The following is a 22,287-nucleotide window of genomic DNA, read 5'->3' as shown; positions in this document are numbered from 1 at the left end:
TTCGCTAACTTCTGATGAAAAAAAACCGCGATAAAAATCGCGGCTTGAAAGCAATATCATACGCTTACTTTTGCAGATCTATCTGATAAACCGCGAAGCCCACATCGTCTGTTGCGACATGTTTCATCGGGTATTGGCCTTTCTTCTCAATGAAGGCCGCAGCTTTCTCACTTGGTGAGGTTTCAAAACGGATGTCCAGTTTGTTTTCAGACTTAATTGGCGCGAATGTCCAGTTGTTGTCTGCGCTTGGTGTTACTTCGCCTTTCTCTTTACTTACTCGACTGATGTAAGACGCAATAACAGAACGGTTTTCGTCTGGAGAATCAAACGCTACAAATTCGCTGCCAGTACCTGGGAACTTGTTGCTGTAGGCACGGTAATTATTGGTAGCGATCAGGAAATCTTGTTCCATATCGATTGGCTTACCTTGGTAAGTCAAACCAACAATACGTTCAGCCCCTTCATTGATCTGCTTACAGTCACCATCATATTTGGCTGGCTGAGTTACATCAATTTGGTATTCAACACCGTCAATGACATCGAAGTTATAAGTACGGAAGCCATCCCAGTCGATCAGCTGCTGTGGTGCAGTGCTGTTAACATCAATCTGTTGGAATTGGCCAGCAGTACACTCCAGCCATTCTTTCACTTCTTTACCCTTGACCTTCATTGCGACAAGCGTGTTCGGGTAAAGGTAAAGGTCTGCTGCATTACGGAACGTCAACTGACCAGATTCGACTTCAGTAAAGTTTGCGGGATCGTTCTTACGACCACCAGCTTTGAATGGAGCGGCTGCAGAAAGGACTGGAATATCTGACAGATCAGGGTCGCCTTGAATAAAGCGTTCAACGTAATCTTTCTGTGCAAGGTTAACGATTTGTACGGTTGGGTCATCCTGTACAAGAGCTAGGAAGCTGTACATCACGTCGTTTGCTTTACCGATTGGTTGGTTAACGAAATCGCGGGTACCTTTATGGTCTGTTTCTAGCGCTTTAACCATGTCAGGATCGGCTTTGGCAAGAGACTTCTTAGCCATTTTATCGTAGATAGGACGGGCTTCTGCCTCACCTTTCACAACTGACCACTTGCCATCTTGTTGTTTCAATTCTAGGTCGATAACACCGACGTGGCTACCCCAACGTCCAGGCATAACCGAAGCGACGCCGTTAATGGTACCTTTTTGGTTATCGACTCCTTGGATGTTGTCGAAACCTTTACCCGGGAAGACCGCATGTGAGTGACCAAAGGCGATTGCATCAATGCCTTTGACTTCTGATAAGTAGTAGGTTGAGTTTTCTGCACCTACTTTGTAAGGGTCAGATGCTACGCCAGAGTGCGGAATGGCAACGATGACATCAGCGCCTTCTTTTTTCATCTGAGGGACAAGCTGTTCTGCTGTCTCTTTGATGTCTTTTGCAAACACCTTACCTTCAAGGTTTTTCTTATCCCATACCATGATTTGTGGTGGAACGAAGCCGATGTAGCCGACTTTGATTTGGTGTTCTTTACCATCAATATCTTTAAATGTGTGGGACTTAATAATGTATGGCTTGAAGTAGTGTTCGCCGGTTTTCTTGTCGAACACGTTAGCGCTAATGTATGGGAAGTCAGCATCGTTGATAGTTTCAGCCAAGAACTCTAGGCCATAGTTGAACTCGTGGTTACCGATGTTACCCACATCGTAGTTAAGTTGGTTCATGGCTTTGTATACAGGATGTACTTCACCTGGCTTGATGCCTTTGTCTGCCATGTAGTCACCCATAGGACTGCCTTGGATGAGGTCACCGTTATCAACCAGCACACTGTTTTCTACTTCAGCCTGAGCTTGCTTCACTAGTGTGGCTGTACGAGTCAGTCCTATCTTCTGGGTCGGTTTATCTTTGTAGTAGTCGTAGTCCATGACGTTAGTGTGAATATCCGTGGTTTCTACGATACGTAACTTGATCGTTTCAGCCATAGTAGGGCCAGCCATAGTTAGCAGGCCACCAAGTACAGCAATCGAAAGGGGGTTCACTGCGACTTTCATTTTTAAGCTCCGATAGCGTTATTGTGAGACGCTGCATAATGTATCAAAACGATGTGCAACGAATATTTTACTCAGTAGCAAAGTGTGACATAGGGCGATTACTTTATGCCGTTCTGCTTAGCAGATCTCATCTAAGTTCAACGGTTATTTACATCGCATTTAGCCCTTATCATGAAAAGGTATAAAAAATGAAATTTTAGAATTTCAGGTAATATAACTAGAGCGCCATAATGCTTTCAACGACAGGAAAGGAACAACATGATGGCGAGTAAGGATACAATTTCTAAGTTCCCACTTCACAACCCACGAGCCGCGCAAGCACAGCCTTCTGCTACCGTGAGTATTGGTAAGAGTGTATTGAACTCTGGCGAAGTGGCTCTAATTGGTGCTGGTCCTGGTGATCTTGAATTGCTGACCATCAAAGCGCTTCGGTTTTTACAGCAGGCGGATGTCGTACTTTACGACTATTTAGTCTCCGATGAAATCATGGCACTGGTACCAAGCGATACGATCTTGGTTTGTGTCGGCAAGCGAGCGGGTCATCATAGTGTTCCCCAAGACAAAACCAATCAGCTACTGGTGGACTTTGCTCAAAGAGGACACCGTGTTGTACGTATTAAAGGTGGTGATCCATTTATCTTTGGTCGTGGTGGCGAAGAGCTGGAAGTTTTGGCAGATGCAGGCGTTTCATTTCATGTTGTGCCTGGTATTACTGCCGCTTCTGGTGCAACTGCCTATGCAGGTATACCACTTACACACCGCGATTATGCACAAACAGCGATGTTTATTACAGGTCACCTTAAAGCTGAAAGTGACCAAATGGACTGGTCAACGCTCGCCCGTGGCAACCAGACTTTGGTGATTTACATGGGGCTAATGAAGTCGGAATACATTCAAGGTCAGTTGATTGAGCATGGCCGTTCCCCAGAGACTCCAATTGCGATCATCGAACGCGGAACACAATCCTGTCAGAAGGTTTTTAAAGGTCAGCTATCACAGCTGGCGACCCTTGCTAAAGACGCTGAGTCACCGTCACTGATTGTGATTGGGGAAGTGGTGTCTTTGTCAGAAAAATTAACGTGGTTTGGCACACAGCAAGAACCATTACAACAGCGCCAATTCGCGTAATACCTATTTATTTTGAATTTGTCAGACGCTCTCAGTGAGCCGCAAAGGAAGCACTAACATGGACCAAGAACGTTTAACCCATCTCAAGCAGCTTGAAGCGGAAAGTATTCACATTATCCGCGAAGTTGCCGCGGAGTTTGATAATCCAGTGATGATGTACTCTATCGGTAAAGACTCCTCAGTCATGCTGCATCTCGCTCGTAAGGCTTTTTACCCAGGTAAGATACCGTTCCCTTTACTTCATGTTGATACCGACTGGAAGTTCAAGGAGATGATCACATTCCGCGATAAAACCGCAGAAAAATACGGTTTTGAGCTTTTGGTTCATAAGAACCCAGAAGGCCTTGCGATGGGATGTAGCCCTTTTACCCATGGCTCTTCTAAGCATACTGACATCATGAAAACTCAGGGCCTCAAACAAGCTTTGGACAAGTATGGTTTTGATGCGGCTTTTGGTGGTGCACGCCGTGATGAAGAGAAATCTCGTGCGAAAGAGCGAGTTTACTCTTTCCGTGACAAGAACCATACATGGGATCCAAAGAACCAACGCCCTGAGTTATGGCGTACTTACAATGGCCAAATCAACAAAGGTGAGAGCATTCGTGTCTTCCCACTTTCAAACTGGACTGAGCTAGATATCTGGCAATACATCTACCTAGAGAACATTGAGATTGTGCCACTTTACCTAGCCGATAAGCGCCCAGTTGTTGAGCGCGATGGCATGCTGATCATGGTGGATGATGATCGTATGGAGCTTCAGCCAGGTGAAAAAATCGAAGAGAAAAGCGTTCGTTTCAGAACACTTGGTTGTTACCCACTGACTGGTGCGATTGAGTCTGAAGCCAATACGCTCACGGGCATTATTGAAGAGATGTTGGTGGCGACGTCCAGTGAACGACAAGGTAGAGCGATCGACCATGATCAGTCAGGATCGATGGAACTTAAGAAACGCCAAGGTTACTTCTAAGGATTGAGGATAAAGAAGATGAATAGCGCAGTTGAAGCTCAGCTTGAAGAGCTTGGTATTGAAGGATACCTAAAACAACACCAATACAAATCACTACTTAGATTCCTCACTTGCGGTTCAGTAGATGATGGTAAAAGTACTTTGATCGGTCGCTTACTGCATGACTCTAAGCAAATTTATGAAGATCAATTAGCAGCCGTTCATAACGATAGCCAACGCGTTGGTACCACTGGAGCGCGTCCAGACCTTGCGCTGCTTGTTGATGGACTTCAGGCAGAGCGAGAACAAGGGATCACTATTGATGTGGCTTACCGTTACTTCTCAACTCAGAAACGTAAGTTCATCATTGCTGATACTCCAGGTCACGAGCAGTATACGCGCAATATGGCGACAGGGGCATCGACCTGTGATCTCGCAGTGATCTTGATTGATGCACGCAAAGGCGTGCTGGATCAAACTCGCCGTCACTCTTTCATCTCAAACCTGCTGGGCCTTAAGCATTTCGTGGTAGCAGTAAACAAAATGGATCTGGTTGAGTACTCACAGCAACGCTTTGAAGAGATCCGTGACGAATATCTATCGTTTGCAGAAAACCTTCAGGGTGAAACGGATATTCAGATCATTCCGCTGTCTGCTCTTGAGGGCGACAACGTGGTAGAAGCGAGCGAGAAACTTAGCTGGTTTGAAGGACCATCGCTACTTGAACTTCTAGAAAACGTCGATGTGGATCAGGTCAAAGAAGAAGGTGATTTCCGTTTCCCTGTTCAATATGTGAATCGTCCAAACCTCGACTTCCGTGGATTTGCCGGCACGATTTCCTCAGGAAATGTCAAAGTGGGTGACCGTATCAAAGCTTTGCCTTCAGGTAAGAGTTCGCAAGTGGCGCGCATTGTGACTTTTGATGGTGATATCGAGCAAGCTCAAGCGGGCCTAGCGGTGACACTAACATTAGAAGATGAGATCGATATCAGCCGTGGTGATTTGATTGTACTTGAGAATGCGCAAGTTGAGTCAAGTAACCGACTGCTTGCTGATGTGGTGTGGATGACAGAGCAGCCATTACAGGCCGGCCGCGATTATGATGTGAAGATTGCGGGCAAGAAGACAGTGGGTCGTGTTGAAGCCATTCGCCATCAGTATGACATCAACAACTTGTCTATGCACAAGGCAGAAGAGCTACCTCTGAACGGTATTGGTTTGTGTGAGTGGACATTGAATGAGTCAGTAGCCATCGACAGTTACGATGCAGTACAGGATACCGGTGGCTTTATCATCATCGATCGCTTGACCAACGTGACGGTAGGTGCGGGTTTGGTGCGTGATGCTCTGGCGGAACGTCAACGTTCTCCTCAAGAGCGCATGGGTGCTTTTGAAACTGAGCTAAAAGCGCTGATTCTTAAACACTTCCCTGAGTGGGATGCAAAAATCTAACCGAGCGGAGCAAGTAAAGCATGATGTGGCAGCAAGGATTCGTGCTGGCTGTGTTGTTGGGTATTATTACGTGCCTGATTACAACACGAATTAAGCCAAGTTTCATATTTGCAGGAGGAGCGTTTATTGCTTTTCTTGCTGGGATGATTGAGATTGGCGATGTTGCCACTAACTTTACCAATTCGTCTTTGTTAACGCTGGTTTTGTTGATCCTTGCCTCTAGCGCGTTGGAAAAAACCAGATTGATTAGTTGGGTCAGTCGTTCATTATCGACGGGTAAGCTTGGTGCAGTCGTGGCCAAACTGGGTTTGTCGACGGCATTTCTGTCGTCGTTCACTAATAATACCGCAGTGGTTGTCTCTCTTATCGGTGCTATCAAGCGGAATCAAGCTCATGCACCCTCTAAGCTACTTATTCCACTCTCTTACACTGCGATCCTAGGCGGCACATTGACCTTGATCGGTACTTCAACCAACTTGATCATCAATAGCTTTGTAGAAGATGCTGGACTGCCGAGTCTTGGCTTTTTTACTCCAACTATGATCGGGTTGTCCGTACTGCTAGGTGGACTATTGGTCTTGATCCCGCTCAGCTATTTACTTCCTAGTTATGAAGAGCATCAGCAGGAAGAGTTGCCCTATTTTCTTGAAGCGATTGTAGAGCCAGGCTCGCCTTTAGTGGGGAAAAGCATCAGTGAGAACAACCTGCGTGCATTGAGAAAACTGTTTCTAGCTGAAGTGGTACGTGGTGGTAAAACCATGCCATCGGTGGAACCGGATTTTGTTTTACAGTCTAAAGATCGCTTATTGTTCTGTGGTGATATTGAAAGCGTTGCAACACTTCAGGAAATTCAAGGGCTGACACTGTTCGGTCAACACCACCTAAATGGTCAGAGTTTTGTTGAAGTGGTAGTGAGCTCTTCGGCTAGCTTCTGTAATAATACCCTCAAGTCGATTCATTTTCGTGACCGCTTTGATGCGGTGGTGGTCGCAATACGTCGCGGCCATGAAAGGCTGCAGGGTGGGTTGGGCAGCATAGAGCTCAACGCAGGTGACACCTTAGTCTTGGTGCCAGGCAAGCGTTTTGAGCAGGAGCGCAAGGCACATCGCAAAGAATTTGTTTTGGTCAATGACTTGGATTCGAGTGCTCGTCTTGATGAGAATAAATCAAGTTTGGTTTTACTTGGATTTGTAGGAGTGATTGGAGCCGCATTGCTGAATGTTTTTCCATTGATTAAAGGTCTGTCGATTTTTCTTCTAGCCGCGATTTTTTTCGGTGTGATTCAGATGGGGGAGCTTAGACGTCGTTTCCCTGTCGACATCATCGTCATTGTGGGCTCTGCTCTAACCATTGCACAATTGATGATGTCTTCTGGCTTATCTGCCACATTGGGCGAGATGTTTATGGAGACATTTAATGGCTGGGGAGCGTTTGGGGCTTTGGTCGCGACTTATCTATTTACGCTAATACTGACTGAACTAGTGACCAATAATGCTGCTGCTGCGCTTGCGTTTCCACTGGGCTACAGTATGGCTATTGGGTATGGCGTCGATCCTATGCCATTCATTATGGCGGTGCTATTTGGTGCCAGCGCCAGTTTTATTTCACCTTATGGTTACCAGACCAACTTACTTGTATACAGTGTAGGTAATTATAAGCTCGCGGATTACATCAGAGTCGGCATCCCAGTCTCCATCGTTTACTCGGTGTTGGTATTGGCTTTGATTCCTCAATTTTTCCCGTTTTAAGGACAGAGTTATGACTACGGAAACGCCGACCAAAGAAGAAAACATCGTTTGGCATCAGCATAATATAGATAAGGCTTTCAGAGCAGAGTTAAAACAACAAAAACCAGTTGTGCTTTGGTTTACCGGTTTATCTGGGGCAGGGAAGTCAACGGTTGCTGGCGCGTTGGAAAACAAGCTTGCAGAACTGGGTTATCACACCTATCTGCTGGATGGTGACAATGTGCGTCATGGTCTGTGCAGTGATCTGGGCTTCTCCGAGCAAGATCGTCGTGAGAATATTCGCCGTATTGGTGAGTTGGCTAAACTGATGGCTGATGCTGGTTTAATTGTGTTGTCGGCTTTTATTTCACCGCATCGTGCAGAACGTCAACTGGTAAGGGATTTACTGCCAGAAGGGGAGTTTCTTGAAGTCTTTGTTAATACCTCATTGGAAGTGTGTGAGCAACGGGATCCTAAAGGGCTGTACAAAAAAGCTCGCGCGGGAGAGATCACTAATTTCACTGGGATTGACTCGACATATGAGTCGCCACTGAAACCTGAAATTAACTTGCTTTCGGGTGAGAAGTCCATTGATTCGCTGGTGGATGATTGTTTAGTTGTACTTAAACAAAGAAACATCATCGCATAAAGAAAAAGCTTCCCGAAGAAAGCTTTTTCTATATCGAAAGGTGTGTTACTCGAAACAAATTTCGATAAACGCATTACCCCATTGAGATGTGAACGGCATGATGATGATCGCGCCTTCACATTTGTGTCGGATAGTGTGGCCTTTGCCCGATACGACGATGGGTGTTGCCATATCAAAATCGAAGCCGCTTTCAGAAAGGATACGTTTTGCACCGCCAGCGACCATATTAGTTATCTCACCAACCATGTCGGTAATTTCGTCATTTAAACCGTTAGGGCGTTCGCCTAACATGTTCTGCATGATTTCCAGAGCCAGATTTTCATCGAATGTGATAGACATAGAACCGCGTGTCTGCTGACCTACCATCCCAATTAAACCTGAAACATCACCACGAGCAATCTCATCTTTTTTTACTCGAGGTTTCTGTGGCTTCAATTCCAGAGAAGCCATCGTTTTTAGAACGTTCATCAGAGAAGCTAAAAACGGGTTTACAAATTCAGCGCGCATAATCTTCTTCTATTCTTATTCCGTCTGTTCACTTGAACATGACTGACAAATTCCATGAGATTCAATCACGTGGTTTGTGATCGTAAAGCCATGTTTTTCAGCATTATCCTTTAGCAAGGCTACCAAACTATCATCTTGAAGTTCAATAACATTGCTGCACTTGTCGCAAATCAGTAAATGTGAGTAGTGCTTATGAGCATTGCAAGAGCTGCACTGAATAAAACTGTTAGTGGATTCAACACGATGTATAAATCCTTGCTCCAAGAGAAAGTCGAGTGCGCGATACACGGTCGGTGGTTTCGCCTGAGGTTCACTCTGCTTCAGCTCTTCCAGTAACTCGTATGCACTTGACGATTTAGGACTGGAACAAATCAGCTCAAAAACCCTTTTTCTTTGAGGAGTAAGTCTAACTCCTCGCGATGCACACATTTCTTCAATTTGCTTTAGTAGCTTGTGGTCCAAATTTTTCACCATAACCATTGGACTTTAATAATAATATACCATTTCTCGATGGATTTCGTTTATCAAGAGGCATTTTCTGATAATACAGTCAGTGAGTTAACCACTCTCGATGTGGTTAGGGCAACTGGAGCTGCTTTGAGTGTTATAAGTTACCTTATATGTTAATAAAACGATACTGCTACGGCGCATTGGTATTACTCACTTTGTGCGCTCTGTTGGATAAAATCTCCTGCCCCAAGTCAAAATCAAACTCTTCCAACGCATTATTTAGCTGGGTGAAGTCAGATTCAGACAACCCAACCGAAGAGCTAGATGCAATATCTTCCATAATAGACAGTGCTTGAGTGTCGTTTTCATCTACGGCTTGTTTGAGCTGATCAAACAAATCCTGATTGAAAATACCATTTGCAGAAGATACCGCAGGCTTTTCACTGTGGAGTTCGCTGGCGTGGATATTCTCGACCAGTGCGGTGAGTGATTTAAGCATTCTTTGGCGTAAGTCTTGATTTGTGCTGTCGTGCTCCAGTTCTTGGCAAAGCTCGTGCAGCGAAGTCGCTCCTATATTGCCTGCGACCCCTTTGAGAGAGTGAATATTGCGTTTGCGTGTTGCACTGTCTTCGTCGGTGACAGCGGCTTTTAAAGCGTTGGTATCTGCATAGGTGCTGGCAAAGCGCAGAATGAGCTTGGTGTACAAATCGGCATTGCCACTCGCACGGGTTAGGCCTGAAGTAATATCAAGACCAGCAATGCCGGGAACTTGGCCAGTAGATTGTTCTGATCCCGTAACCAGTTGTTGTGGGTGTTTAGGTGTAATCCATTTTGCCAAAGTACTGAACATGGCGCCGACATCAATAGGTTTGGCGATGATGTCATTCATGCCCGCGTTCTTCGCTTTTTCTTTATCGCGTTCCATGATGTTAGCCGTCATGGCTATGATTGGGATGTGTTTATCATCCAGTTTTTGACGTATAAATTCTGTGGCTTCATAGCCATCCATGACTGGCATCTGACAGTCCATTAAAATGCCATCGAAGTCATGGCTCTTATACAGATCGATCGCTACTTGACCATTTTCAGCGATCGTCACGTGTACTTGTTGGCCTTCAAGTAGCTCGGTGGCCAGCTCTTGGTTAATCTCATTGTCTTCGACTAGTAGCAATTTTGCACCAGCTAGCTGTTGGGCATTGGCCAGTTGTGTTTGCTCTTCAACATCACTGCGGCTTACACGACTGCCTTCAACGCCATAAAGTGTCACTATCGCATCGAACAGATGTGAAGAGGTGACAGGTTTGTCTAGGATTGATGGCGGTGTTAACTGGCGATTGACGAAGGCATCGGTCAGTTCTTCACGGCCATAAGCTGTCAGCATTAAGAGTTTTGGTTGATCAGGCTCAGCCAGTCTGTCCCACATGATTTCTGCTAAATCGATACCGTCTTTGACTGGCATCTGCCAGTCAGAAATCACTAAATCATAAGGTTGCTTGTTGGTGATGGCTTCTTCTAACTCATCAAGCGCACTATCAACATTAGTGACGCTGGCCGTTTCAAATTGAAGGGATTCAAGAATATCTTCCACAATCAGCCTAGCGCTAGCGTTATCATCGACCACCAGAATTTTCAGTTGACCGAGCTCTTTCGGTACCAACAATTGCTCTTGCTTCAACGCATGGCTGACACCTAGTTGAACGGTGAAGGTGAACGTCGATCCTTTACCTTGTTCGCTTGTTACACCAATGTCACCGCTCATCAATTGACAAAGTTCTTTACTGATCGCTAACCCGAGCCCGGTACCGCCATATTTGCGTGTGGTTGAACTATCGGCCTGAGTAAACTTGTTGAACAGTTTATTACACTGCTCTGGAGTCATGCCAATACCGCTATCTGTTACAGAGAATTTGAGAGTGATGTCGCTGCCGTTTTTCTTCTCCAACGCAATACTGACTTTGATCTCACCTTGTTCAGTAAATTTCACTGCATTGTTGGCTAGGTTAATTAAGATCTGACCTAGACGTAGAGGATCGCCAACGAGTGCGGTTGGTACATCGCGATCAATGTGGATCAATAATTCCAGCCCACGTTCAGACGCGCGTAGACCAACGAGATTGGAAACATTATCGAGAACATTCTCTAGGTGGAAGTCTACGTTTTCGATATCCAGTTTACCCGCTTCGATCTTTGAGAAGTCTAAGATATCGTTGATCAAACCGAGCAGGGAATCGGCGGAAAGCTTCACTTTCTGAATGTAGTTACGTTGAGCCTTGGAAAGCTCCGTTTTGAGTGCAAGATAGCTCATGCCGATAATGGCATTCATCGGTGTGCGGATCTCGTGGCTCATGTTTGCTAAGAAGTCTGACTTGGCTTTGTTTGCAGCATCGGCATCGTCTCTTGCCAATGCTAGCTTATCGGCAAAACGTTCCAGTGCTGTATGAGATTTATGGGCGAGTAAACCCAGCAGCAGTAAAGTCACGACAAAGATACCGCCACCAATCGCTAGATAGCTGGCAATAGAACCGGAATTTTCCACCGTATTTAGCTGCTCTTGGTAAACGGGTTGAATGAAAGACTGTAATTGGTCGTAGGTTGTTTCTAACTGGGCGATCTGCTGTGAGGTAATACTGCGTGCTGAAGTTAATTGATTGAACAACGTATAGTAGCTGTTGGTCAGTGTGTGTATTTTGTCGACATTGATTTTTTCTTCATCGGTCGGCACTTGAGCTGATAGGCCGTCGAGAAGACGCAGTGAATATTCCAGATAATCATTGACTTGGTCAGCAATCGTTTTCTGGCGTGTTGGTGAAAGTGACAGTGAATAGTCGCGATCGAGTTGTTGTGCTTCACTGATCGAAGATTGAAGAACAAGTAAATTTGAGCTGACAGCAAGACGCTCACTAATGGCAATCTGAGAGCTTGAAACGGCCTGTTGCGATGCTCGGAGAATGTCTTGAAGGTGATTTCTTAAGTCAGTGGCTGAACGAGCCAGTTCGTCACCAGAACGGTTTACTTGATTGAGAATACTTTGCTGGAGCTTTTCACCAACATTAGACCAGCTTCTTAACTGAACGAGGGCGCTGAGATAGCGGTTTTTAGCATTGTTGACCAAGATCAGTTTATTGATACTGGCTTGTTCGGTTAGTTTGCCATCGAGTAAAGTGATGAGTTGATCTATTTTCTTCAGCTCAAACTGTGCTTGGTTAAGTTCCTGTTGGTCTTTAGTAAGTACGTATGACTTCTGGTGGTTTTGTGAGTTTGCAATTAATCCAACAAGCCAGTGGGCACGAATCGCACTGTCTGAATCTTCATCCACTTGCTCCCTCAGCTCCTCGATACTTACCATGCCGTTTTCAATGAAATCTTCATGCAGCTGTTGAATCACATCGATAGTATTAGAAGCCTGCTCGGCAATGGAGCTCATTTGTTCACGAGTCGTGGTTTCATTCTGACTGAGTGTGATGTACTGGGTAAATTCCTGCCGATAATCCGCTAGCAAGCCTGTAATCTGTGCATCAATACCGTTGGCGATAACGATGTCTGATAGCGTTTTAGCTTTATCTATCTGACGGTAAATGTCATCTGAGATTTCATCCTGAGGTAGACGAATGTAGCTTTGCTCGAGCATCTTAACGCTATCTAAGGTCGATAATAGCTGGGCATTACTTGCATACTGATCGACTGTATTAAAGCGCTGGTTAAGGCTCATCCAGCCTATACTGCCAGCAATTAGTAACATCACAGAAGCAATAACAAAGCCGGTTAGAATGCGCTTAGAGTCGAGCGCATAGTTCTGTACTTGATTCATTCTCTACCTTAGCCGAAGCACTTAAAATTCGTCTTTGAAGGATTCTTTGATTTTGAGGATTTCATCTAGTTGACTGATGAATATAGGAACTAGGTTAGGGTCAAAATGCGCACCAGCACCTTCTTCCAGCAATGCCACTGCATCTTCAACTGTCCACGCTTTTTTGTAAGGACGTTCACTGGTTAGGGCGTCGAACACATCCGCAATCGCCACTATGCGAGCACTTAAAGGGATCGCTTCACCTCGAGTACCATGAGGATAGCCACTACCGTCCCATTTTTCATGGTGATAAAGCGCAATCTCTTTTGCCATCTGTAGCAGGAGTGAGTCACTTTCTCCGATAATGTCTGCGCCGAAATTGACGTGCTTTTGCATCACCGTCCATTCATCACCATCTAGCTTGCCAGGCTTGCCTAAAATGTTATCGGGGATGCCAATTTTGCCGATGTCATGCATGGGAGAAGCCTGAAAGACAAGTTCGACCCAGCGTTTACTGACATCGAGTTGTTCAGCCAGAATGCGTGAGTAATGACTCATCCGAACAACGTGCATGCCTGTCTCATTGTCTTTGTACTCAGCAGCTCTGCCTAAGCGTTGAATGATTTCGAGGCGACTACGCTCTAATTGTTCGGTTCTTTGCTTTACTTGAACCGATAACGCCAAGTTTTGATCGTAAAGCGCAATATGTGTCTTCACACGAGCTTTAACAATAGGTGGGCTGACAGGTTTGGTTATGTAGTCTACGGCCCCCATCTCGAAGCCTTTCTGTTCATCAACTACTTCTGCTTTAGCCGTTACAAAGATTATGGGGATATCAGATGTAAGTGGGTTGGACTTAAGGAGCGAGCATACTTCATAGCCGTCCATCTCTGGCATCATTATATCGAGCAATATCAAATGGGGCCGTGGAGAACTGTTGGCAATCTTGAGAGCTTTCGCGCCGCTGGTGGCGGCTTTGATTTTGAATTCATCGGAGAGAATGCCAGACAAAGTATGGATATTGTCTGGGATATCATCGACCACCAGTACGGTTGGTTTGTCTAATGTATCAGAGGCCATATGAGTAAATCCTTCTACCATGCGCTCTTAATAGGCTATCTACAGATAGAATAGTGAATATTTATAAATAGTTGCAGTGCTAATTAGCTAATCAGACGAGTCAAATAACTGGAACAGTGATACATGTACAGATTTACCAAGAACAGTTAGGAAAGTCCCATGGTCGACGCATTTGCTATTTACAAGCTTGGATAGAAGGATGTGTGGCATACAAAATGTTTAGAATACAGCTCGAAAAAGTTTATTTCTAAAAGTTTTAATAGATAAGTTTATTTATATTAACCTAATGTTTTCAATCATTTAAATGGTATGCGATTTGTGTGGTTAGTAGTGAAAACGGCAAAAACATTGTGTCTGAACCAAATATATCGCCATATGTGCTTGAGTTGATATCATGCTTGCCATATGGTTGCTCATGTCCTTAATCGGGATGATATGAAACTGTAACATTCATGTATCTTTCATTTTCAATTCAAATGTTTATGCTGGCTGCCAACTCCAAGGGCCAGCTTTTTTTTTGCGTGAATTTTATGCACAGTTAGGCTTGTTGCAGATCACACATCCGCAGTAGTGTGTGTGGAACAATTACTCTAAACCTAGGTGTGATACGCAAAATCTTGCGATACACACTTGAAATTCCATGAATGCAATTGATTTCATATGGTGTTCATCTACGATAAAAATCCCTATGGGTAATTTGTCAATCATTTCATTTGCTTCATGGAACGGTGCTGGCCCCCAACTCACTTTTGGGCCAGCTCTTTTTTTATCTGAAACTTACGTTTCGTTCGTGAAATATCACCATCTCGCCGCATATTAATCACGAACAGCTTAGTACGGCCTGTTTTATCCCATAAATCAGGTTCTTCCATAAACCTGTCTAGTAGTACGTATATAGGTACGGATTTTTGTTGCTGTGAGTACGGATCTTCTAACTCTCTAACCCTTTTATTTTCGTAGGCTCTAGCGAGTTCTTTTTCCTGAATGTTTTCGATTCTCTGTGTATAATCGCCGAATTCTTTTTGACTATGATGTCTACTGTAAAGCGTGATTCTCCGCTTTACAGTGTTCGTTTTTTAATGCTGAATGACGCCATTTGTCCTACTCCATTTATACGTACTATATGGGGGTGATTTGAGGCAATTCTAGCAATTTGCTGTATGTATATGCAGTATCTAGATTTCGAGTAACACCTTATGAAACCTGACAATACTAGTAAATACGCGGCTAACCGCTTTTCCATTGCACCCATGCTCGATTGGACTGACAGACACTGTCGTTACTTCCATCGATTGCTGACGAGCGAAACTTTGCTCTATACCGAGATGGTGACGACGGGGGCGATTATTCACGGTAAAGGTGATTTTCTGGCGTATAACCAGCAAGAGCACCCAGTGGCACTTCAGTTAGGTGGCTCAAACCCTGCAGATTTGGCGACGTGTGCGAAATTAGCACAAGAGCGTGGCTATGATGAAATCAACCTTAACGTTGGTTGCCCGTCTGATCGTGTACAAAATGGTCGCTTTGGCGCGTGTCTAATGGCAGAGCCACAACTTGTGGCGGAATGTGTTGCCGCAATGCGTAATGTGGTGGATGTGCCAGTCACGGTGAAAACTCGTATCGGTATTGATGATCAAGACTCTTATGAGTTTCTGACCGACTTTGTATCGATGGTTTCCGAGAAGGGGGGCTGTGATCAATTTACTATTCACGCACGCAAAGCTTGGCTTTCTGGGCTAAGCCCAAAGGAGAACCGTGAAATCCCACCTCTTGATTACCCGCGTGCCTATCAGCTGAAGAAAGATTTTGCGCACCTAAATATTGTTATTAATGGTGGCGTTAAGACACTGGAGGACACCAAAGAGCACTTGACGCACCTAGATGGTGTTATGGTTGGCCGTGAAGCCTACCAGAATCCATATATGCTGGCGGAAGTTGATCAGCAGATTTTTGGATTGGATAAGCCTGTTAAGAAGCGTACTCAAGTTGTGGAAGAGATGTACCCTTACATTGAAAGCCAGCTAGAGAAAGGGGCGTATCTCGGTCATATTACTCGTCATATGTTGGGCTTGTTCCAGAATATGCCGGGAGCGCGTCAATGGCGTCGTTACATCAGTGAGAATGCTCACAAGCCAGGTTCTGGTATCGAAGTGGTAGAGACGGCGCTGAGTAAAATTCCTAAAGAGTTGAATGTGTAAATTTCACCACTTAATAGTATTGGGGTGGTGAATTTGACCAACTAAGATAATAAATAAAAGAGACGCTTTATAAAGCGTCTCTTTTTTTATTTTATTAAAATCATATGGTTATGTATTTTTCTTTAACTTGGCTTACTTTCTGCAACGTGAAAGATAACTAAGGAGAAAGATATGTTTGAACTCATCTTTGTATTGGTCTTTATTGCAACGCTGCTGGTGACAGGTCTTACTATGTTCACGGTATTTGCTGCGGCGGGTTTTGCTTTGATGGTGATGGTGTTACTCGGGATGGTCGGGGCCGTGATTAAACTTATCCCGTGGCTGATTGTTATTGCTGTGGGTATTTGGTTTTTCAAAAACTACGTGTATGGCCACCGTTAATCCGCGTAGTAATTTGACATAAACCGCTTTGCAGAATGTGATACTATCGCTCCAACATCTCTTACCCCAATGAGCTCAGGAGCTAAATTAGATGAACAAATCAGCACTGGCGGTTATTACTGCAGCTGCGATGTCGATGGCAAGTTCAGCAGCAATGGCAGAAGACTCTGTGATTACAAAAGTAGGTGCTGAAGCATGGTGGGTAGACACAGAAGTAAATGAAATCCGCCGTGATAAAGAAGTCACTCCAAGTGTTTATGCAGCGATCGAGCACGACATTAAGTATGTACCGAATGCACGTATCAGAACAGCCAGCGTTGATAACGAGTTCATGGCGTTTGATAAGCTGGATCTAACGCTGTACTACCAAGTGATGGAACACGACCTACTGCACTTTGATGCCGGTATTACGTTCAGCAATATGAGTAATACAAAGCACAAGAACGTCGAAACGGGTCAAACGAAAGATTTTAATGAATTGCTGTGGGCATTCTATGGCTACGCTGAAATGACAGTGCCAGACACAAATTTTGACATCATCGGTGAAATGAACTTTGGTGATAGTAGCGGTATCAAGAGCACTGACTTGATGGCAGGTATGCAATATCGAATGCCACTGAATAGTTCAACGGTAACTTTCCGTGGAGGGTACCGCGTGATCGATCTTGAGTCTGATGAATTTAAGTCCAATATTGAGGATAGCACGTTGGGCAAGCCTTTTATTATGGCGAATGGTGTCTTCCTTGGTGCCGAATACAGTTTCTAAACGGCAAGAGTATTAAAAAACGCCGCGTAATATCGCGGCGTTTTTTTATGCCTATTCGTTATATCTTCGTTTTTCGTTTAGCAGTTTTTTGTCTTTCGACCATGCTTATAAGGGCTCTTATCAATAACTTCAGAGAAAGGATTCCTATGACGATCAATGAACTTAGAAACCTTTATCGAGAAAATCAGTTAGTTGAAGCCATCATTGAACCTTCTGCGCAGGAAGGAAGTTGGATTGTCGAGTTTCGTCATGCACGTGGCGGCTTTGTGTTGTTAACCGACTCTCATGGGGAGGAGTGCCACTATCTTGATCTGGATTTAGCTTCAAAGTCAGCAATGGCTGTAGGGTTCAGACAGGTACGTGTCGAAGCTAAGTAATCAGACCTGCTTAAACTTTCGGCTTTCTTTAATTCCAAAAGTTATAAAACATTCATTTCTATTCTTTCTTGTTATTAAAGGGAGTGGTTAATCTATCATCACGCAATGAATAGGGATGTCGAGACCATGTCTTTGAACAAGAACGTGTCCTCTCCAGGAAACACACCACAAGAACTACCGTCAATCGCTGCTCCTTTAAATGATCAACAACTGAATACGCTAAAACAAACAGTCTCAGAACTGTCACCGCAACAGTTAGCGTGGGTCAGCGGTTATTTTTGGGGGTTATCTCAAGCTCAACCTCAAACAGCGGGTGCTGCAGCACCTATTAGTCAGGCGGCTGCGGCAGTTGCCGTAAAACCTGCAGGCAAGCTTTCTATTATCTTTGCCTCTCAGACGGGCAACGCGAAAGGCGTTGCTGAAGCTCTGGAACAAGAAGCCAAGGCCCAAGGAATTGCAGTTGAGCTGTTTGATGCCAGCGATTACAAAGGAAAGAACCTTGCTAAGGAAACACACGTCATTATCGTTGCCTCCACTAATGGTGAAGGTGAAGCCCCAGATAATGCGATTGAGCTGCATGAATTTCTTCAGTCTAAGAAGGCGCCTAAATTACCAAACCTGAAATACGGTGTGATTGGCCTAGGTGACTCGAGTTATGAATTCTTCTGTCAGACAGGTAAAGATTTCGACTCGTATCTGTCTAAACTTGGCGCCACCTCATTTATTGAACGTATTGATTGTGATGTTGATTACGAACAGCCCGCGAGTGAGTGGCGTCAAAACGCGCTTGATAAAGTCCAAGAAGCGTTGGCATCAGGTACTGAAGCGGAAGTTGTGCAGTTGCCAGTCGGTCAAGCTGCACCTGGCCACTCGCAATACAACAAGCAAAACCCTTACACCGCAACCTTGCTCACAAGCCAGAAGATCACTGGTCGGGATTCAGGTAAAGATGTCCGCCATGTCGAGATCGACTTGGATGGCTCAGGCCTGACATATCAACCGGGTGATGCACTTGGTGTGTGGTTCGAGAACAGCTCAGATCTTGCGAATGCGGTCTTAGCTAAAGCAGGGCTGTCTGGTGTGGAAAGTGTCGATGTTGATGGTGAAAGTATTTCCATCCACAGTGCGCTGGTGAGTAAGTACGAGATAACGTCAGCAAACCCGCAACTTGTCGCCAAATTTGCAGAGCTATCGGGTAGCAAGAAACTACTTAAGCTGGTGGAAGATAAAGACAAGTTACGCGAATACGCGACCAACACCCAAGTGGTCGATGTCCTGGCAGAGAAGAAAACCAAACTATCCGCTGAAGAATTGGTTGGTTTGCTGCGCCGATTGACACCTCGCCTCTATTCTATTGCTTCTAGTCAGAGTGAAGTGGACGAAGAAGTCCATCTAACGGTTGGCCTTGTTGAATATGTCAAGGGAGATGAAAAGCGTTTTGGTGGTGCGTCTAGCTTTCTTTCTCATCGTTTAGAGGAAGGTGGTGAAGTTAAAGTGTTTGTTGAACACAACAAAAACTTCAAACTACCTCAAGATGACAATACCCCTGTCATCATGATTGGCCCCGGTACTGGTATCGCTCCGTTCAGAAGCTTTATCCAAGAGCGCGATGACCGAGAAGCAGGTGGTAAGAACTGGCTATTCTTCGGTGACCGCACCTTTACCCAAGATTTCCTCTATCAGGTTGAGTGGCAAAAGTACCTAAAGTCAGGTTTGCTTAATCGTCTTGATGTGGCTTTCAGTCGCGACCAAGCAGAAAAAGTCTACGTGCAACATCGTATTTTGGAAAACGCCGAACAAGTATGGCAATGGCTTCAGGAAGGGGCACACATCTATGTCTGTGGTGATGCGACACGTATGGCGAAAGATGTCCATGAAGCGCTGATTCACGTCGTAGAGCAGCACGGCAAACTATCACGTGATGATGCCGAAGAATTTATCAACGAACTCCGTAAAGCGAAACGTTACCAAAGGGATGTTTACTAATGAGTGCTTCTACCGAAAATAATAAACAGATTGTCTTGGGCGAAGAGTTAGGGCCCCTTGCAGATAACGAGCGCCTGAAAAGAGAAAGTAATTTCCTACGTGGCACGATTGAACAAGACCTACAAGATCGTATCACCGGTGGCTTTACTGCAGATAACTTCCAACTGATTCGCTTCCATGGAATGTATCAGCAGGACGATCGTGATATCCGCAATGAACGCACTAAGCAGAAATTGGAACCATTGCATAACGTCATGTTACGTGCACGTATGCCAGGCGGTATTATCAAACCAGGTCAGTGGTTAGCGATTGATAAGTTCGCAACAGAACACTCTTTGTATGGAAGTATTCGTCTAACGACGCGTCAGACGTTTCAGTTTCACGGTGTGTTAAAACCAAATATCAAGCTGATGCACCAGACGCTTAACAGCATTGGTATTGACTCCATAGCAACAGCGGGTGACGTGAACCGGAATGTATTGTGTACTACAAACCCGGTTGAATCGGAGCTACACCAAGAAGCATATGAGTGGGCGAAGAAAATCAGTGAGCATCTTTTACCTAAGACTAAAGCGTATGCAGAAATCTGGTTGGATGGCGATAAAGTAGAAACTACTCAGGATGATGAACCAATTCTGGGTAGCAACTATTTACCACGTAAGTTCAAAACGACCGTTGTGATACCACCGCAAAATGATGTCGATGTACACGCGAATGACCTTAACTTTGTCGCGATTGCTGAAGATGGCAAGCTGGTGGGCTTTAACGTATTGGTGGGCGGTGGCCTAGCCATGACTCATGGCGATACCTCTACTTACCCAAGACGTGCCGATGATTTTGGATTTATCCCTCTTGAGAAAACGCTAGATGTTGCAGCGGCAGTCGTTACTACCCAGCGTGATTGGGGTAACCGGTCGAATCGTAAAAATGCCAAAACTAAATACACGCTTGATCGAGTGGGCAGTGATGTCTTCAAAGCAGAGGTGGAGAAGCGTGCTGGGGTAGAGTTTGAAGCAAGCCGTCCATATGAATTTACTGAACGTGGCGACCGAGTCGGCTGGGTCGAAGGGATCGACGGCAAGTACCACCTGACTCTATTTATTGAAAATGGTCGTTTGCTGGATTATCCGGGTAAGCCTCTTAAAACAGGTGTGGCTGAGATAGCGAAAATCCACAAAGGGGATTTCCGCATGACGGCGAACCAGAACCTGATTGTTGCAGGAGTCTCAAAAAGCAATAAAGCGAAAATTGAGAAAATCGCTGTTGAACACGGTTTGATGGATGAAACCGTTAGTGAGCAGCGTAAGAATTCAATGGCTTGTGTTGCGTTCCCAACCTGTCCGTTGGCAATGGCTGAAGCTGAACGATTCTTGCCAGAATTTGTTACGGACGTTGAAGACATTCTCAAGAAACACGGCCTGCCGGAAGAAGACAACATTATATTACGTGTGACAGGCTGTCCGAATGGCTGTGGCCGTGCGATGTTGGCTGAAATTGGTCTGGTAGGTAAAGCACCTGGCCGTTACAACTTGCACCTTGGTGGTAATCGTGGCGGTACGCGCGTACCTAAGATGTATAAAGAAAACATCACCGACAAACAGATCCTAGAAGAGATCGATCAGCTAGTCGGTCGATGGGCCAAAGAGCGTACCGACGGTGAGTGCTTTGGTGACTTCACGATCAGAGCTGGCATTATCGATGAAGTGTTCGTTTCTAAGAGGGACTTTTATGCTTAACTCCGTGGCTTCAAAACTGAAGTTAGCAGAGCTCTTAACGGCAACAAAGACGGAGCAGGCTCTCCGTCTTGCGGAAATTAATTTAGAGCTCGAAAAGCTAACGGCTCAGGAGAGAGTCTCCTGGGCGATAGAAAATCTGGAAGGAACACACGCTGTTTCCTCAAGCTTTGGTATTCAGGCCGCGGTGATGCTGCATTTAGTCACGGAGGCTAGACCTGATATCCCGGTCATATTGACAGATACTGGCTATCTCTTCCCTGAAACTTACCAGTTTATTGATGACCTTACGGAAAAGCTGAACCTTAACCTTCAAGTCTATCGTGCAAAGCAGAGTGCGGCATGGCAGGAGGCAAGTTATGGAAAACTGTGGGCGCAAGGTATAGAGGGAATTGAACAGTACAATCGCCTAAACAAAGTGGAACCTATGCGTCGCGCTTTGGATGAACTTAGAGTGGGGACTTGGTTTTCAGGATTGCGCCGTGAGCAATCTAAGTCTCGAGCAAACCTGCCAATTCTGACGATTCAAAATGGCGTGTTTAAGTTTTTGCCTATTATCGATTGGACAAACAAAGACGTTCACTATTATCTAGAACAGCATGGCTTGCCGTATCATCCGTTACGTGATGAAGGGTACTTATCCATTGGAGACACTCATACAACCAAGAAATGGGAGCCAGGAATGAGTGAAGAAGAAACTCGGTTCTTCGGCCTTAAACGAGAATGTGGGCTCCATGAAGATGAAAGCGAGCAAGATGGCTCAGGCATCTAATCTGCTTTTCTATAGTAAGAGGAAAGGTCGCAATGCGGCCTTTTATTTTGCCTGAAAAAATAGCTACTGTGGATAACTCTGTGGGTATGGTGTTCGCTATATTGGGGTAAAGTTGGATAAATAAGGCTTTGAGCGAAAAGTCAGCGTTTAAATGTTATTTTTTGCAATTTTATTAAAATAACGCTTGCTAATGTGATGCCGATCTCTATAATGCCTCCATGTCGACAGGGCAAGGGCTCACAAGGGTTCAGGCGAAGTCGATAGGTTAACTAGCCAAGCGGAAACGCTTACGAAAAAAGTTTAAAAAAGTGGTTGACACTAA

The 22,287-nt window shown here is 45.0% G+C and carries 17 protein-coding genes and 1 pseudogene; 12 read left to right on the top strand and 6 right to left on the bottom strand.

Annotated elements, in window-relative coordinates; all coding sequences use genetic code 11:
• Positions 1-64: 64 nt before the first annotated feature.
• Positions 65-2,026 (bottom strand): 2',3'-cyclic-nucleotide 2'-phosphodiesterase, encoded by a 1,962-nt coding sequence (cpdB, locus tag TW84_RS05645; RefSeq protein ID WP_045974698.1) that lies wholly within the window; start codon positions 2,024-2,026, stop codon positions 65-67.
• A gap of 261 nt (positions 2,027-2,287) precedes the next feature.
• Here cpdB and cobA point away from each other — a divergent pair, with 261 nt between their 5' ends.
• From cobA to cysC, 5 genes are read left to right on the top strand one after another with little or no spacing between them, the layout of a single operon-like run.
• Complete coding sequence (gene cobA, locus TW84_RS05640; protein WP_045974697.1) at positions 2,288-3,154, top strand: uroporphyrinogen-III C-methyltransferase; 867 nt, start codon at positions 2,288-2,290, stop codon at positions 3,152-3,154.
• Positions 3,155-3,188: 34 nt separating this feature from the next.
• The gene (cysD, locus tag TW84_RS05635; protein ID WP_275041658.1) at positions 3,189-4,121 is read left to right on the top strand and encodes a sulfate adenylyltransferase subunit CysD; all 933 of its coding nucleotides are present in this window, start codon (positions 3,189-3,191) and stop codon (positions 4,119-4,121) included.
• An 18-nt stretch (positions 4,122-4,139) separates the two neighbouring features.
• Entirely contained in the window at positions 4,140-5,552 is a 1,413-nt protein-coding gene (gene cysN, locus TW84_RS05630) for a sulfate adenylyltransferase subunit CysN (RefSeq protein WP_045974695.1), read from the top strand.
• Positions 5,553-5,575: 23 nt separating this feature from the next.
• Complete coding sequence (locus TW84_RS05625; protein ID WP_045974713.1) at positions 5,576-7,300, top strand: SLC13 family permease; 1,725 nt, start codon at positions 5,576-5,578, stop codon at positions 7,298-7,300.
• Between the two features lie 10 nt (positions 7,301-7,310).
• Positions 7,311-7,928, top strand: coding sequence for an adenylyl-sulfate kinase (gene cysC, locus TW84_RS05620; protein WP_045974694.1), 618 nt, complete (start codon positions 7,311-7,313; stop codon positions 7,926-7,928).
• A gap of 45 nt (positions 7,929-7,973) precedes the next feature.
• Here the strand turns inward: cysC and TW84_RS05615 are convergent, their stop codons facing one another.
• The 5 genes and pseudogenes from TW84_RS05615 to TW84_RS25030 all read right to left on the bottom strand — a co-directional run.
• A complete protein-coding gene (locus TW84_RS05615; RefSeq protein WP_006963190.1) occupies positions 7,974-8,435 on the bottom strand; it encodes a chemotaxis protein CheX in 462 nt (153 codons plus the stop codon).
• Between the two features lie 15 nt (positions 8,436-8,450).
• Positions 8,451-8,909 (bottom strand): zinc uptake transcriptional repressor Zur, encoded by a 459-nt coding sequence (gene zur / locus TW84_RS05610; protein WP_205622465.1) that lies wholly within the window; start codon positions 8,907-8,909, stop codon positions 8,451-8,453.
• 166 nt (positions 8,910-9,075) lie between these two features.
• The gene (locus tag TW84_RS05605) at positions 9,076-12,693 is read right to left on the bottom strand and encodes a response regulator (protein WP_045974692.1); all 3,618 of its coding nucleotides are present in this window, start codon (positions 12,691-12,693) and stop codon (positions 9,076-9,078) included.
• A gap of 21 nt (positions 12,694-12,714) precedes the next feature.
• Positions 12,715-13,752, bottom strand: coding sequence for a response regulator (locus TW84_RS05600; RefSeq protein WP_045974691.1), 1,038 nt, complete (start codon positions 13,750-13,752; stop codon positions 12,715-12,717).
• A 788-nt stretch (positions 13,753-14,540) separates the two neighbouring features.
• Positions 14,541-14,848 (bottom strand): annotated as a pseudogene (locus TW84_RS25030) (site-specific integrase); the annotation flags it as partial.
• A 100-nt stretch (positions 14,849-14,948) separates the two neighbouring features.
• Between TW84_RS25030 and dusA the strand changes: the two are divergent.
• From dusA to TW84_RS05565, 7 genes are all read left to right on the top strand, one after another.
• Positions 14,949-15,950, top strand: a complete 1,002-nt coding sequence (gene dusA / locus TW84_RS05595; protein WP_045974690.1) for a tRNA dihydrouridine(20/20a) synthase DusA — start codon at positions 14,949-14,951, stop codon at positions 15,948-15,950.
• 171 nt (positions 15,951-16,121) lie between these two features.
• Positions 16,122-16,331, top strand: coding sequence for an envelope stress response protein PspG (gene pspG, locus TW84_RS05590; protein WP_045974689.1), 210 nt, complete (start codon positions 16,122-16,124; stop codon positions 16,329-16,331).
• Positions 16,332-16,422: 91 nt separating this feature from the next.
• Positions 16,423-17,097 carry a TIGR04219 family outer membrane beta-barrel protein gene (locus tag TW84_RS05585; RefSeq protein WP_084720191.1) on the top strand — a complete coding sequence of 225 codons (675 nt, stop codon included), beginning with the start codon at positions 16,423-16,425 and terminating at the stop codon, positions 17,095-17,097.
• Between the two features lie 146 nt (positions 17,098-17,243).
• Entirely contained in the window at positions 17,244-17,474 is a 231-nt protein-coding gene (locus TW84_RS05580; protein ID WP_006963181.1) for a hypothetical protein, read from the top strand.
• A 126-nt stretch (positions 17,475-17,600) separates the two neighbouring features.
• Positions 17,601-19,460, top strand: a complete 1,860-nt coding sequence (locus TW84_RS05575) for an assimilatory sulfite reductase (NADPH) flavoprotein subunit (RefSeq protein WP_045974688.1) — start codon at positions 17,601-17,603, stop codon at positions 19,458-19,460.
• Positions 19,460-21,196 carry an assimilatory sulfite reductase (NADPH) hemoprotein subunit gene (gene cysI / locus TW84_RS05570; protein WP_045974687.1) on the top strand — a complete coding sequence of 579 codons (1,737 nt, stop codon included), beginning with the start codon at positions 19,460-19,462 and terminating at the stop codon, positions 21,194-21,196. The genes TW84_RS05575 and cysI overlap by 1 nt, the downstream gene beginning before the upstream one ends.
• On the top strand, positions 21,189-21,965 hold the full coding sequence (locus TW84_RS05565; RefSeq protein WP_045974686.1) for a phosphoadenylyl-sulfate reductase: 777 nt from the start codon (positions 21,189-21,191) through the stop codon (positions 21,963-21,965). The genes cysI and TW84_RS05565 overlap by 8 nt, the downstream gene beginning before the upstream one ends.
• Positions 21,966-22,287 lie beyond the last annotated feature (322 nt).

This window comes from Vibrio neptunius (genome assembly GCF_000967495.1).
Classification (GTDB): Bacteria; Pseudomonadota; Gammaproteobacteria; order Enterobacterales; family Vibrionaceae; genus Vibrio; species Vibrio neptunius.
Note: the sequence above shows the minus strand (reverse complement) of the source record. Positions and strands in the feature narration are given on the sequence as shown.

Coding starts and splice junctions, on each gene's coding strand:
- TW84_RS05605 (WP_045974692.1), bottom strand. CDS start 12,693: ATGAATCAAGTACAGAACTATGCGCTCGACTCTAAGCGCATTCTAACC.
- TW84_RS05600 (WP_045974691.1), bottom strand. CDS start 13,752: ATGGCCTCTGATACATTAGACAAACCAACCGTACTGGTGGTCGATGAT.
- cysN (WP_045974695.1), top strand. CDS start 4,140: ATGAATAGCGCAGTTGAAGCTCAGCTTGAAGAGCTTGGTATTGAAGGA.
- TW84_RS05565 (WP_045974686.1), top strand. CDS start 21,189: ATGCTTAACTCCGTGGCTTCAAAACTGAAGTTAGCAGAGCTCTTAACG.
- dusA (WP_045974690.1), top strand. CDS start 14,949: ATGAAACCTGACAATACTAGTAAATACGCGGCTAACCGCTTTTCCATT.
- cysC (WP_045974694.1), top strand. CDS start 7,311: ATGACTACGGAAACGCCGACCAAAGAAGAAAACATCGTTTGGCATCAG.
- cpdB (WP_045974698.1), bottom strand. CDS start 2,026: ATGAAAGTCGCAGTGAACCCCCTTTCGATTGCTGTACTTGGTGGCCTG.
- cobA (WP_045974697.1), top strand. CDS start 2,288: ATGGCGAGTAAGGATACAATTTCTAAGTTCCCACTTCACAACCCACGA.
- cysI (WP_045974687.1), top strand. CDS start 19,460: ATGAGTGCTTCTACCGAAAATAATAAACAGATTGTCTTGGGCGAAGAG.
- zur (WP_205622465.1), bottom strand. CDS start 8,909: ATGGTGAAAAATTTGGACCACAAGCTACTAAAGCAAATTGAAGAAATG.
- TW84_RS05615 (WP_006963190.1), bottom strand. CDS start 8,435: ATGCGCGCTGAATTTGTAAACCCGTTTTTAGCTTCTCTGATGAACGTT.
- pspG (WP_045974689.1), top strand. CDS start 16,122: ATGTTTGAACTCATCTTTGTATTGGTCTTTATTGCAACGCTGCTGGTG.
- TW84_RS05625 (WP_045974713.1), top strand. CDS start 5,576: ATGTGGCAGCAAGGATTCGTGCTGGCTGTGTTGTTGGGTATTATTACG.
- TW84_RS05575 (WP_045974688.1), top strand. CDS start 17,601: ATGTCTTTGAACAAGAACGTGTCCTCTCCAGGAAACACACCACAAGAA.
- TW84_RS05580 (WP_006963181.1), top strand. CDS start 17,244: ATGACGATCAATGAACTTAGAAACCTTTATCGAGAAAATCAGTTAGTT.
- TW84_RS05585 (WP_084720191.1), top strand. CDS start 16,423: ATGAACAAATCAGCACTGGCGGTTATTACTGCAGCTGCGATGTCGATG.